The 12,811-nt window shown below is 72.4% G+C and carries 8 protein-coding genes; 6 read left to right on the top strand and 2 right to left on the bottom strand.

What is annotated here, in order from left to right; translation table 11 throughout:
* Window positions 1–1,200 carry an FxsB family cyclophane-forming radical SAM/SPASM peptide maturase gene (locus OG799_RS11780; RefSeq protein WP_406045069.1) on the bottom strand — a complete coding sequence of 400 codons (1,200 nt, stop codon included), beginning with the start codon at window positions 1,198–1,200 and terminating at the stop codon, window positions 1–3.
* A 292-nt stretch (window positions 1,201–1,492) separates the two neighbouring features.
* On the opposite strand from OG799_RS11780, the gene fxsA reads away from it, so the two are divergent.
* From fxsA to OG799_RS11760, 4 genes are all read left to right on the top strand, one after another.
* Complete coding sequence (gene fxsA / locus OG799_RS11775; protein WP_406045068.1) at window positions 1,493–1,675, top strand: FxSxx-COOH cyclophane-containing RiPP peptide; 183 nt, start codon at window positions 1,493–1,495, stop codon at window positions 1,673–1,675.
* Window positions 1,676–1,739: 64 nt separating this feature from the next.
* On the top strand, window positions 1,740–5,564 hold the full coding sequence (fxsT, locus tag OG799_RS11770) for an FxSxx-COOH system tetratricopeptide repeat protein (RefSeq protein ID WP_406045067.1): 3,825 nt from the start codon (window positions 1,740–1,742) through the stop codon (window positions 5,562–5,564).
* A gap of 12 nt (window positions 5,565–5,576) precedes the next feature.
* Window positions 5,577–6,587 (top strand): hypothetical protein, encoded by a 1,011-nt coding sequence (locus tag OG799_RS11765; RefSeq protein WP_406045066.1) that lies wholly within the window; start codon window positions 5,577–5,579, stop codon window positions 6,585–6,587.
* A gap of 76 nt (window positions 6,588–6,663) precedes the next feature.
* A complete protein-coding gene (locus OG799_RS11760; protein ID WP_406045065.1) occupies window positions 6,664–7,854 on the top strand; it encodes a hypothetical protein in 1,191 nt (396 codons plus the stop codon).
* Window positions 7,855–7,917: 63 nt separating this feature from the next.
* On the opposite strand, the gene OG799_RS11755 is transcribed toward OG799_RS11760, so the two are convergent.
* The gene (locus OG799_RS11755) at window positions 7,918–10,113 is read right to left on the bottom strand and encodes an AAA family ATPase (protein ID WP_406045064.1); all 2,196 of its coding nucleotides are present in this window, start codon (window positions 10,111–10,113) and stop codon (window positions 7,918–7,920) included.
* Between the two features lie 315 nt (window positions 10,114–10,428).
* Here OG799_RS11755 and OG799_RS11750 point away from each other — a divergent pair, with 315 nt between their 5' ends.
* Together OG799_RS11750 and OG799_RS11745 are read left to right on the top strand one after the other, a co-directional pair.
* On the top strand, window positions 10,429–12,234 hold the full coding sequence (locus OG799_RS11750; protein ID WP_406045063.1) for a RyR domain-containing protein: 1,806 nt from the start codon (window positions 10,429–10,431) through the stop codon (window positions 12,232–12,234).
* Window positions 12,224–12,736, top strand: coding sequence for a hypothetical protein (locus OG799_RS11745; protein ID WP_406045062.1), 513 nt, complete (start codon window positions 12,224–12,226; stop codon window positions 12,734–12,736). Before OG799_RS11750 ends, OG799_RS11745 begins: the two co-directional genes overlap by 11 nt.
* Window positions 12,737–12,811 lie beyond the last annotated feature (75 nt).

The following is a 12,811-nucleotide window of genomic DNA, read 5'->3' as shown; positions in this document are numbered from 1 at the left end:
TCATCGCGATGCCGCCCGCAGCGCCGCCACGTCCCGGCGCACGGTGCGCCGGATGTGGCCGATGAGGGTGTACAGGTCGGCGCAGTAGACCGACGGGTTGTCGAAGCCGTTACCGGCGCGGTACCGGTGCGTCCGCAGCCCTCCGCCGCACACCCGGCGCAGTTCGCAGGCGCGGCAGGTCGGGCAGAGCCCGTCCACGCCGGACTGCTGCCCCCGAATCGCCGGCAGGTCGAGGGCGACGTCGAACGAATCCCGGGCCACGTGCAGCCCGGTCCGGGCCGCGCTGGTGTATGCGGCGCCGAGGGTGTCGTCCATCTCGATGGCGCCGTCGGTCTGCACCACCACCACCGCGACCGGGCTGGTGCCCACCCCAGCCAGCCGGGAGGTGCCGCCGAGCAGCACCTGGATGATCTCGTCGAAGAGGCGGATCCGGGTTCGCTGCCCGGGCGTGTGGTACCACTCGTCGAAGACCGCGATCAACCACTGTGCGTACGGCGCCTGCCGGGGGTCGGCCGGCCGGCCAGGCGGGGGAGTGCTCCAGGTGCCGTGCGGCAGCAGGAAGTCGACCGCCGGCGGCCGGTGCGCCAGCAGGCTCCGGTACGTGCTGACCGGGTCGTTGCGGAGGTCGACCGTGCACAGCAGACCGTTGAACAAATGCTGGTATTTTCTGGTCAGCCGACGCAGCGCCGCCTCGACCCGGTCGTGGCTGCCCCGCCCGTCGGGTCCACGCCGGTGACGGTCGTGCGCGGCACGGTCACCGTCGAGACTGACGCTGACCCGGATTCCGAGCCGGTCGAACAGGCGTAGGAACGCCTCGTCCAACCGGGTGCCGTTGGTCTGCACCGTCACCCGGACCGGCACCGGTGCGGCGTCCTGCCGGATCGCCCCCACGGCCCGCTCGATCCGGGCCGCCCCGGCCAGCAGCGGCTCGCCACCGTGCAGGATGACGTCCACCCGGTCGAGCCGGTGCGCTCGGACGTGCTCGCCGATCCGCTTCGCCGTCCAGTCGAGCACCCGGTCCGGCATGGACCGCGGCAGGGACCGCCAGCGCTGGTCGGTCGTGGTGTAGACGTAGCAGTGGTCGCAGGCCAGGTCGCATCGGCTGTGCAGTTTGACCACGAACTGTCGGAACGCGACGGGAGGCGCGGGGCGGGACACCGCGCCACCGGCCGGCCGGTGGCCGTCATCGGGTCCGGGCATCAGACGCTCCGCCGTCATGTCGGCGGCCGATCCGGCCACCGTTGAAGACGCCCAGCATACATCGACGCGCACCGCTCGGCCGGCCGTCGTCGGCCCGGGCGCCCGCCGGTGTCGGTGTCCTGTTTAGACCGGGGCGGCCCGGAGCGCCCGAATGCGCGCCGTCGCCGCAGGCCCCGGGTGATGTGCGGTGCGCGGTTATCATGAGCACACGCAGCGGATCTGGCCACCGGTTGATGTCCGGCTTCGTGGCAGGCGACCGTGGTGTGAGACGCAGACAGGCGGTGATCGGGGGATGGACACCGGGGAGGAAGTGTTGCGCTCCGACCTGATCGATCTCACCGATGTGGATCTCGCCGCGCTCGACGCCCTACCGCGTGCGGTTCTCGTGGCCGCGCTGCGCCGGCTGGAACGCCGCAGCGCCGCCCCCGGTGACCAGTACGCGGGCTTCGAGAGCGCCCTCGATGGCGACGACTGACCCCATGGGTGGCCCGTCCACCCTGGCCGGCGTACCGCACCACCGCCCCGCGCCCGGGAGAGCCATGAACGTCAGCAGCGACGAGTCACCGGGCACCTGCACCATCGTCTCCTTCGTGTCACCCACCAACGGCACCGGGCGCAGCAGCGCCGTCGCCAACGTCGCCTGGATCCTGGCCGGAAACGGCAGACGGGTTCTCGCCGTCGACTGGTGCGCCAGGACACCGAGGGTCTACGACTACCTGCGCTCGTTCCAGGTGGACGCCGTCCCGGCGGCCGGCGTGCTCGGCGCGGAGCTCGCCACCCTGATCAGCCCGCACCCGGACGGGCCGTCGCACCGGGCCCCCGCGGTGATCGCCCCGCCCGCGCCGGAGCAGGGCACCCTCTACCGGTACGCGGTGCCGGGGTCGAGCTTCGGGTTCGCCATGGTCGGGGTCGGCGCCGACGCCGAGGACCCACCCGAGGGTGACCCGGCGCGGGTCCGGCAGCTGCTGCAGCACGCGGCGTACGACTACGTCCTGATCGACACCCCGGTGGACCTCACCCTGCCCGGCATCACCTACGCCGCGGTGCTCAGCGACGTCGCGGTGGTCTGCATGCCGCCCCGACGCCAGGCGATGCAGCAGGCGGCCGAGCTCGCCGGTCAGCTCCAGCGGCAGGCCACCGGCGGCATCCGGGTGCTCGCCGCGCCGACGCTGCGCGACGTCAGCCAGCCCTGGTACGGCGAGGCCCGCGATTCGGCCCGCAGGGCCTTCGCCAAGCTGCTCGACGAATCCGCCAGCGGCGCGGCGCCGTCCGTGGAGATCGTTGAGGTGCCCGAGCAGGCATACGACACCTACGACGACGTGCTGGCCGTGCTGGCCGACCCGCCCGGCGACGAGACCAGCCTGCTGGCGTCGTACGAGCGGATGGCGGCCTGGATCAGCGGGGGCGCCGTCGTCCGCGCGGCCGCCGTGCCGGAGCGGATGCGCCGCCGCTACCGGCGGGGCGTGCTGCTGGAGCGGGCGGAGAGCGCGGACGACATCATCGTGCTGTACGACCCCGTCGACCGGCCGTGGGCCGACTGGATCGGCGGACAGCTGCGGCGGGCCAGCGTCCGCGTCCACCGCCGCGCCGTGCGGCCCGGCGCCCAGCCGGTGTTCGGGGCGGACGTCACCGTCCTGGCCGTCCTGTCCCCGGGCGTCCTCCGCGCGGTCGGCGCCGGACTCTCCGCCCCGCCGGGCGCCGACGCCGCCGAGGTGCTCGGCGTGCTGGCGAACGGCCGCGAGCCGGAGCAGCGGGTGGACCCGAGCCGGGTCGTCGACCTGCGGGCGGCCGATGCGGCCCGGGCGCAGTCGCTGCTGCTGAGCCGGCTCGGTCTCATCGCGCCCGCCCAGCCCGCCGGCGACCTGCGGGCCGCACCGCGGTTCCCGGCCGACCCGGACCGTCGGCTGCGGACCAACCTGCCGCCGCGCAACGAGTCCTTCGTCGGCCGCGGCGAATACCTCGAACGGCTGCGCGACCACCTGACCGACGACAGCGGTCCGGTGACCCTCAGCGGAGGCGCCGGTGTCGGCAAGAGCGAACTCGCCCGCGAGTTCGCCCACCGCTTCGCCTACGACTACGACGTGGTCTGGTGGATCCCGGCGCAGGACCGGGAGACGGTCCAGGCGGGTCTCGGTGAGCTGGCTGACGAGATCAACGCCGTCGATGGCGCGGGGGCGGCGGAGGCGGCCCTGGCGGCGCTGTCGGCTCCCCGCGGCGCCGTCGCCCGCTGGTTGCTGATCTACGACAACGCCGACGACGCGAACGTGCTGGCCGCGCTCATGCCCCGCCCCGGCGCCGGGCACGTGCTGATCACCTCGCGGGACGACGGATCCTCCAACCTGCCCTCGCCGCTGGAGGTCGCGGCGTTCACCGGCGACGAGAGCGTCGCCATGCTGCGGCGGGTGCTCGGAATCAGCACAGACGACGCGCGATCCATCGCGGTCGCGCTGGAGCACCTGCCGCTGGCCCTGCGGCTGGCCACCGCCTGGATCCGGGAGAGCACCAGAGCCCTGGAGCGCGACGGCGTACCCAACCTCGAAGCGGTGGGCCGGTGCGTCGTCGAACTGCTGACCCGGCTGCGACAGCGCCCCGACGAGGACCCGGCCGAGCGGATCCCCGGATCGCACACCGCCACCGTCGCCCGGGTCCTGGACATCACGCTGGCCACCCTCCGGCACACCGAATTCGGCGCGCTGGCGATCCGCCTGGCCGAACTCAGCGCGTTTCTCTCGCCCGAGGGCATCGGCCTGCCCCTGCTGCGGTCGACGTCGATGCTGACCCAGCTCGCCGTGGCAGCCGACGTCGACGCGGAGGAGCTACTGCTCAACGCCGGAGAGACAGATCTCGTACTGACCGTCGGCGCCCGCTTCGCGCTGTACGACGTTGACTGGGGGCACGGCGCGGCCCTGCGGATGCACCGAGCCATCCAGGTCCTGCTGCGCGAGGGAATCCCCGAGCCGGAGCGGCGCGAGCGGCACCGCCAGGTCCTGCACGGCCTGGCCGGGTACGCGCCGACCGACCCGGAGGCCGACGACCCCCGCCACGCCGACATCTTCGACGAACTGCAACGGCACCTCGTGCCGTCCGGCGCCTTGGAAGCCGACGACCGGCAGGTCCGGCACTGGGTCGTCAAGCAGATCCGCTACCTGTTCCTGCTCAACGACAGCGACGCGTGGCAGTCCGCGTTGCAGTTGGCGGGGCCGGCGTGTCAGCGGTGGACGGCCACCGGCGACTTCGACCAGCTGACCATGCGGCTGTTCATCCAGACCGCGAACCTGCACCGGGCACTGGGCCACTACCAGGATGCCCTGCGCCTCGACGAGCAGGTGCTCAGCGAGCAACGCCGCCACTACGGACTGCAGCACTTCCGTACCCTGATCGCCGGCCGGGGCCGGGGCGGGGACCTGCGCGGGCTCGGCCATTTCGAGGACGCCCTGGTCGAGGACCAGGCCACCTTCACCGGCTTCCAGGAGGTGGTCGGCGACGACCATCCCAACACCCGGATGGCGGTCAACAACCTTGCGATCTCCTTCCTGCTCACCGGGGACGCGCGGGAGGCGCTGCGGCTGGCCCGCCAGGAACGCGACCGGCGGATGTCGCTGTTCGGACCGGAGGATCCGCGTACCTGGCGGGCGTCGTGCCAGGTGGGCACCGTCGAGCGGGAGGTCGGCGAATACGACCTGTCGCTGGCCACCCTGCGCGAGGCGCTGGAGCGGATCCACGAGCTGCAGTCCGCCGGCCACCTCGACGAGCTGCGCGTCAACCGCAGCCTCGCGGTCACCGAGCGTCGGCTCGGCCTCACCATCCCGGCCAAGAAGCGCAGCACGGAGACGTTCCGCGGCTACCGGGACCACCTCGGCGAGGACCATCCGCTCACCCGGGGAAGCCTGCTCAGCATGGCGGTGGACTACTACCGGGCCGGGGACCCCGGGATCGCCGTCGAACACGCCATCCGCTGCCTGCGCGGCTACGAGCGTCAGCTGGAGACCGGCCACCCGTTCACCGCGGTCTGCTCGGTCAACCTCGGGCTGTTCCAGCGCGGCGTGGGCGAGTACGACCAGGCTGTCCGCGACGGTGAACGAGGCCTGCGCGCGCTGCGTACCAGACTCGGTGACGCCCACCCCTGGACCCTGACGGCGATGACCGCCCACGCCGGTCACCTGGCCGCCCGGGGCGACCTGGACGACGCCGTCCGGATCCAGGAGGAGTCGCACCTGACCTCCCTGCGCTACCTCGGCCGGCGCCACCCGTGCAGCACCGATGCCGCCGCCAACCTGGCCGCGATCCTCGCGCTGCGCGACGGCGTCGACGACACCGGTCTCTCCGCATTGACCGACACCGACATCGATGTGCCGCAGAGCTGAGGGAGTGACGAGGTGACGGATCCGCAGCTGCTCGACGCCCTGGTGGAGGAGTCGGCCGAGCAGGACGTCCCAGGGTTCCTCAAGAAGCGAAATCTGTGCCGGGGACTGCTGCTCAGTGGGTGCGGCGTCTACCACGTCGCCCACTACACCGCCGGCGTGCTCGACTTCGCGCTGGACCTGCTGGCGCACGGGTCGACTCCGCCCGCGGTAGACGACGCCGATCCGCGGCAGCGCCGGGATGCCCACCGCCGGGTGGGCGCCCAGCTGGTGTACCGCGCGACCGAGCTCAACCGGCGGCTGTGGGAGCTGCAGAGCGGGGCGTTGATCCGGACGGTCGTCCAGACCCGGGCCGGTCTCGTCTTCTGCAACTCCGTCGTCGGCAGCGAGCACGTGGTGGGGTTCGGAGCGGTCCCGGACGCCGCTGCCGGCGCGGTGGCCGACCCGGCCCGGGTGAGCGAGATCGACCGGGCCGCCGCCCGGCTCGCCACCGACCTGCGCCGGCTGACGCGGCAGCGGTCGCAGAATCCCGGCGGCTGGCTGACCGCCGGAGACGGGGAGGCGTCGTCGGACCCGCAGGTATCGTCCGGTGAGGCCTTCCCGCCGTACGTGCGCGGGTCGACGGGTCCCGACGGGATCTTCGCCGCGGCGCTGCGGCCCGCCGGGCTGCACTACCTCAGCCACTACCGGTCGGGGGAGCAGGCGGCGGCGGTGGACATCCTGGAGCACCCGGAGCTGGCGGCGTTCTTCAACCGGGGCGTCGCCGTGGCCGACCGCCGCACGCGCTACCGGCGCCTCGCCGGCGACCTGTCACTGCTGGTGCTGCAGGTGAGCCGGGACCTGCGCCGGGCCGTGGCCGGCGACGTCGCGCGACTGGTGCTCGACGTGGAGATGGGGGCGGTCTACTACTACCGGCTCTCCCCGGACGACTACCTTTTCGGCGTCACCCTCGACCAGGATGCGGTCAGCCAGGCGGATCACACCATGTGGACGGTGGCGCGGCAGCTCATGGAGAACTCGGCCTGAATCGCCACGTGTTTCGTGATCGATCCAGTTTGTGGCCACGGTATCCTCCGTACGAATCAACCAGCGTCGACTCGCCGTGAGGATGGCCGTGACCGCCCTGGCAAGATCAGCGGCCGTGGTCGGCGCCGGACTGGCCGGCCTGCTGCTGGCATGGGCCGGCGACCTTCACGGGCTGGAGAAGTCCCCGGCGTACCTTCTGCTCGCCTCGACCCTGTTGGCGGTGGGGCTGGTCGGCAGCACCCGGGACATCAGCCTCGCCGACGTCCGCGCCCACCTGCCCACGGTGCTGCTCGCCGTCACGGTCGGGGTGATCGCCAAGGCGGCGCTCATCGCCGGGGTCATGTTCCTGATCTTCCGCGACCCGGCGATGCTGGTCCTCGGCGTGGCCGTCGCGCAGATCGACCCGCTGGCGGTGGCCGCGATGAGCCGCCCGGATCGCACCTCGCCCCGGGCCCGCTCGATCCTGTCGATCTGGGCCTCGTTCGACGACCCGGTGACCGTCCTGCTGACCGTCTACTTCTCCGCGATCGCGCTGGACCTGCGCGGCGGCACCAGCGGCAGCGCACCCGGCATGCTCGGCAACCGTCCACTCGACCTCCTTCTCGGCCTGGGCGCCAACCTCGCCTTCGCCGCGCTCGCCTGGCTGCTGTGGCGGCTGCTGCTGGCCGCCGGCCTTCGGGACGGCGCCGCCGTCGGCCCCCGCATCCGGTCGACCCTGCGCGCGACAGCCGTCGCCCTGCTGATCGTGCTTGTCCTCCTCGCGGCCTGGCAGTTCCTCATGCTCGGCCTGGCGATCGCCGGGCTCTTCTTCCGGCCACGCCTCGGCCCCGTCGTCGGCCGATCCACCCAGGCGGCCTACCTCATCGCCACCTTCCTGCTCGGCCTGCTGCTCGTGCAGGGCGTCGACGTGGTCGAAGGAGTGGTGCTCGGCCTGGCGGCGGTCGCCGCCCACCTGCTGGTATCCGCACCCATCTCGCGGGGCCTGCCAACGGCCGATCGGCGCTACCTCGCCTGGGGGCAGCAGAACGGGCTGACCGCGGTGATCCTCGCCCTCGTGCTGGAGCGGAACTTCCCCGGCACGGTCGGGGTCGTCGCCACCGCGATCGTCGTGATCAACTCCATCCACGCGCTGGCCACAGTGCTGCTCGACCGGCACAGACCGCCCGGGCACCCCGAGGCGGCGCCGTCGCGGCCGGACGCCGACCCGACCGGGCTGCCCCACATGCGCGAGATCCCCTCGACCAGGACGCTCGAACCGGAACGGTGAACCTGGGTGCCGCTCCAACTGGTGCGGTGTGCGCAGCGACCAGGGTCACCGCGCTGGCGGCGATCAGCCGGCCACCATCAGCTGGCGCACGCGACCGCTCAACCCGTCGAAGACCGACCGGGCCTCCGACCAGCTGCGTGACCGGTCCGTCAGGTCGACGGCGTCGTCGCCGCCCTCACCCGGGGTGGCCAGGTCGCCCAGCGCGTCCAGCTGGAACAACGGCAGGTACTCGGCGATTCCGTCGTAGGTCTCGCAGAGCTGGTCCAGCCGTTCCAGGTCTGTCGGTTGCGGGTCGCGGAGGTGGATGCCGTACCACTGTTCGATGCCGTCCCGGAACGCCTCGATCAGCCGCCGCAGCACCATGGACGTACCCAGCGCGCGCTGCACGTCCCGGGAGCGCAGCCGCGACCGCAGCGGCGTCCCGCCCTCGGCCAGTCGCCCCGCCCCGGCCAGGGGCGGGGCGAAGGCGCCGCGGAGTCGGCGTTCGAACCCGGTTAGCTGATCGAGGGCCTGGAGCGCCTCGACGAAGACGCGGGCCACCCGGCCCGGCAGCGGAGACGTGACGACCGTCGCCGCCCTTCGCTGGGCCCCGGCGTCGCTGTCGAGCCGGTCCGCCGACCCTCTGAGGTCCTGGCGCAGCTCACCCCGGATCTCGTCGAGCTGGTACGACAACCGCTCGATGGACCGCTGGGTGTTGGTCTGCTGGCTCTGGATGCGTTCGACCCGCTGCCGCACCGAGGTCAGCGCATCGGCGCCGACCACCTGTTCCAGCCGACGCATCGAGGCCTTGACGATGCCCGACAGGTCCTCGGCGAACGACTGCGGGTCGTAGACGATCGGCTCCACGCTGAACGTCGCGGCGAGGTCGGCGGCGAAGTCCGCGGGCAGGTGCCCGACGACGACCAGGATCACCTCGCTGTCCGGCACCGCCGCCCGGATCGCCACGACCCGACGGTTGAGTTCGTCGACCTCCTCGGACTTGAGCACCGACTCGGACAGCAGCACGCAGCAGCCGGCGCCCTGCTCCTCCAGCGGTATCCAGAAGTCGACCGGCAGGTCCCGCATCGAACCGACCAGATGATCTCGCTGGTACGACCAGCCGTCCTGGGTGAGCACCCGCCGCACGTCGGCGGCGACGTCCTGCCGGCTGGCCAGGTCGAACTGGACCCGGACCGCCTCGCGCACCATGACGTGGGTGACCGGCGTGCCGGCCTGGACCGCCCGTTGGTAGAGGTGATAGCAGAGCCGGATCATCCGGCGTGGCACCCCGTCGGCCAGGTTGGTCAGGTACTCGGTGGTCTCCACCGTGAACGGCGCCAGCCGCGCCTCGCCGAACGCCCGCAACTGGCTCTGCCGGATGAAATCCCGCACGTCTTCTGCGGTCAGCGCGGACATCCGCACGATCGGCCCGATTCGCTGTCGCACGTCTGGGCTGAGCAGATGGAGCATGTCGGGCAGTCCGGCGATCACCAGGAAAGCCCCGGCCGACGCGAAGACCCCGATCATCCGCGCGAACCGGGTCATCGTCTCGTCCCCGGGTCGTCCCGCCGTAGAGAGAATCTTGTCCAGCTCGTCGAGCACCAGGACGAATCGTTCGTGCCGGCGCCCGTGCAGCAGGGCGAGTACCCCCATCGTCTCCACCGCGCCGGCCTCCACGTCCGCCCGCGCCGTGACGCCGGCGGCCACCAGGGCCGGCCCCGGCGGATAGCCCATCAACCAGTCCCAGGCCATCGCCTCGGTGGCGGGATCGAGCAGCATCGCAAGTACGGTGCCGAAGGACGGGTTGGTGGTGACCTCGACCAGCTCCTCGCGCAACCGTCCGGCGAGCAGGTCAATCGCCGTCCCCGCCGGGTCACCGGCGCGCGCCGCCAGCGCGGCGGGGGACTCCGACCGGCAGTCCTCGAGGAGGGCGCGTACCGCGTCGCGGGACAGCCGGCCCAGGAACTGACGGCTCAGCGACAGGAACGTGTCGGCCGGCGCGTCGAGGTAGATCGCCCTTCCTGCCGGGCCGGTGACCCGGCGGGTGTGGGCCAGCAGCTCGACCGCGAGATGCGTCTTGCCGGTGCCGTAGTCACCCACCACGGCGACGGTCCCGCCGTCGCCCGTATGCAGGTAGTTGTCCAGGTGGGCGATCGCGTCGCGGATGGCCACCGTGACCACGGTGGTCGCGTCCGTGCCGTCCTCGGTCACCCGGGCGACGGCCGTCGGGGAGAAGGGATTGACCGGACCGGCCGCCGGTGGACCTGCGATTGCGTCCATCTTCCTGATCCTTCGGTAGCTCCGGTCTGGGCACCAGGCCTTCCCGTACCGGAGGCCGGCTCCGCTCGTGCGCCACCTCCGGCCCGTCTTCAAATCGTAGCCGTCCGTAGCCACCGAGGCCGACCCTCACCGACCACCAGCTCGGGCTCACCTGCGAAAAGAGCCGAATGGTCAGGTACGGCCAGTGCCTGCCCGATCGACTACGTCCAATACCATAAGGCTCATGGTCGCAACCCGGTGGCCGCGACGCCCATCCAGGCGCCCCGGCGTGGTAGGCCCGTGCCACCACGGTCCCGCCGACGATAGAGCTGCTCGATGACGGACCCGGCCGCCGGTTCCTCCCGCCCCGCCGGATGGTGGCTGCGCGTGGTGTTCGGAGTCATCGGACTGCTCGCCCTCCTCCTCGGCTACATCGGCTTCGAACACCTGCTGCGGGTGCGGCCGGGCACGGCCCACGATCCGTACGACGTGATCTACTTCGACCTTCAACTCTTCGTCCTCGGCGCCGAGCCCCTGCAGAACCCGGGCCCCTACCCGTGGCAGTTGCAGGTCGCCCGGTTCGCCGCCCCGCTGTTCACCCTGCTCGCCGTGGCCGAGGCCAGCCGGCTGCTGCTCGCCGCCGAGATCCGCCGCCTGCGCGCCCGACGAGCCCGCGGTCACGCCCTGGTCTGCGGCGACTCCCAGTTCGCCCACATGCTCGCCGACCGGCTCTTCGCCGACGGCGAACGCGTGGTCGTGGTGCGCTCCGAACCGTTCGGACCGCTGGAGTACCGCCAGCGCCGGTACCTCGGAGTCATCGGCGACCCCACCAGCGCCGAGGTGCTGCGCGGCGCCGGCCTGCCCCAGGCCCACACCATCTACGCCTGCACCGACGACGACGACCGCAACCACGCGATCGCCAACACCGCCAGCCGACTGATCCAGGACCGACGGCAACCACCCGGGGTCTACATACAGGTCCACGACCCCGAGATGTGCCTGTCACTGCAGGCCCGGCGGCTCGGCGCCGCCGGATCCAGCCGGCTACGGCTCGACTACTTCCACGTCGACGACGTCGCCGCCCGCGCCCTGCACCGGCACCACCCGCTGCCACCCGCGCCCGGCCGACCGACGAAGGTCCTCATCGCCGGGGACGGCACCTTCCGCCGAGCCCTACTGGTGGAAACCGCCCGTCACTGGCGAGCGCGCCGGGCCGACACCCCGTCCGAGCTCGTCCCACCTCTGCGCGTGGACCTCGTGGCCCCGGACGCCAGCACCGAACTCGCCCTCGCGGCGTCCCGTTACCCGTTCCTGACCACCGTCTGCCAGGTGTCCGCGTACGACCTGGACCTCGACGGCCTGGTCGGGCTGGACCAGCTGGGCACCGGCCGCTACGACCGCATCTACATCTGCGCGCCGGACGAGAGCAGCGGCCTGCAGTTCGCGCTGGACACGCCCGCGCTCTGGCAGGGGGCGGCGAGCTCGGTCTTCGTACCGGTCTACCGGCAGGCGGCGCTCGCCGCCGCCTTCCACGGCGATTCCCGCCACGACCTGCTCGACGAGGTGCACGGCAAGCTCCGCCTGTACCCGGTGCTGACCCGCGCCTGCGACGCGCGACTGATCGCCGAGGATCTCACCGAGCGGCTGGCCCGGCAGATCCACGACCGGTACCTCCACGCCCAGCAGCGGGCCGGGGTACGCCCCGGCGACGCGCCCGCGATGGTGGCCTGGTCGCGGCTGCCCGAGTCGCTGCGGCGGGCCAACCGCGCCCACGTCCAGGACATCGCCGCCAAGCTGTTGGATCTCGGCTGCGTCGTGGCACCCCGGCACGGCAGCACCGGCGACGCCTCGGCCGCCGGGCAGGCCATCGACGACCGGATCGACGAACTCGCCCGACTCGAGCACGAACGGTGGTGCCGGGAACGACGAGGGGAAGGCTGGACGTACGGCGAGCCGCGTGACGACGTCCGGCGGCGACACCCCGCGCTGCGTCCGTGGGACGAACTGCCCCCGGGCGTCCAGGAGCAGAACCGCGAGGGGATTCGGGCGCTGCCCGACGTGCTGTCCGACAGCGGGTTCGAGCTGATCCGGCTGACACCCGCCGTGCCCGCGCAACGGACAGGATCGGCCGATGGCACCTGATCCCACACCGGTGCGCGTCGGCATCACCGGGCACATCAACCTGACCCCCGCCACCGAGCGGCTCATCGCCGACGCGCTCCGCGTCGAGTTGCGCCGGATCAGCGACCGGCCGGTGCGCGGCATCACCTGCCTGGCAGCCGGCGCCGACCAGATCTTCGCGCGCACGATCCTGGCCACCGGTGGCACGTACGAGGTGATCCTGCCGGCCCGGGACTACCGGGCCACGGTGATCCGACCCGAGAGCCGGGCCGCCTTCGACGAGCTGCTCGGACGAGCGGCGCAGATCATCCACACCGGACACCGCAGCTCCGGCACCGCCGCCTACGTGGCCGCCAACCGGGAACTGCTGCGACGGGTGCAGCGGCTCGTGGCGGTCTGGGACGGCGAACCCGGCTGCCACGCGGCGTCGACGGACCGGACCATCGAATGGGCACGGCAGCGCGGGATTCCGACCACGATCCTGTGGCCCGTCGGCGCCCGACGAATGCCCACCGGACATTGACGGGTCAGCGCCGCGTTCAGAAACCGTCCCGCATGACGAAGGCAGCAACTAGACCACCCGTCGGGCGGCACCTCG

The sequence above is a fragment of the Micromonospora sp. NBC_00898 genome, assembly GCF_045207895.1.
Lineage (GTDB): Bacteria > Actinomycetota > Actinomycetes > Mycobacteriales > Micromonosporaceae > Micromonospora.
This window is presented reverse-complemented; position numbering and strand designations above follow the sequence as displayed.

Bases quoted from the DNA above. Each gene is read 5' to 3' on its own strand.
- OG799_RS11745 (WP_406045062.1), top strand. From the start codon at position 12,224: ATGGCACCTGATCCCACACCGGTGCGCGTCGGCATCACCGGGCACATC.
- OG799_RS11755 (WP_406045064.1), bottom strand. From the start codon at position 10,113: ATGGACGCAATCGCAGGTCCACCGGCGGCCGGTCCGGTCAATCCCTTC.
- OG799_RS11750 (WP_406045063.1), top strand. From the start codon at position 10,429: ATGACGGACCCGGCCGCCGGTTCCTCCCGCCCCGCCGGATGGTGGCTG.
- fxsT (WP_406045067.1), top strand. From the start codon at position 1,740: ATGAACGTCAGCAGCGACGAGTCACCGGGCACCTGCACCATCGTCTCC.
- OG799_RS11780 (WP_406045069.1), bottom strand. From the start codon at position 1,200: ATGCCCGGACCCGATGACGGCCACCGGCCGGCCGGTGGCGCGGTGTCC.
- fxsA (WP_406045068.1), top strand. From the start codon at position 1,493: ATGGACACCGGGGAGGAAGTGTTGCGCTCCGACCTGATCGATCTCACC.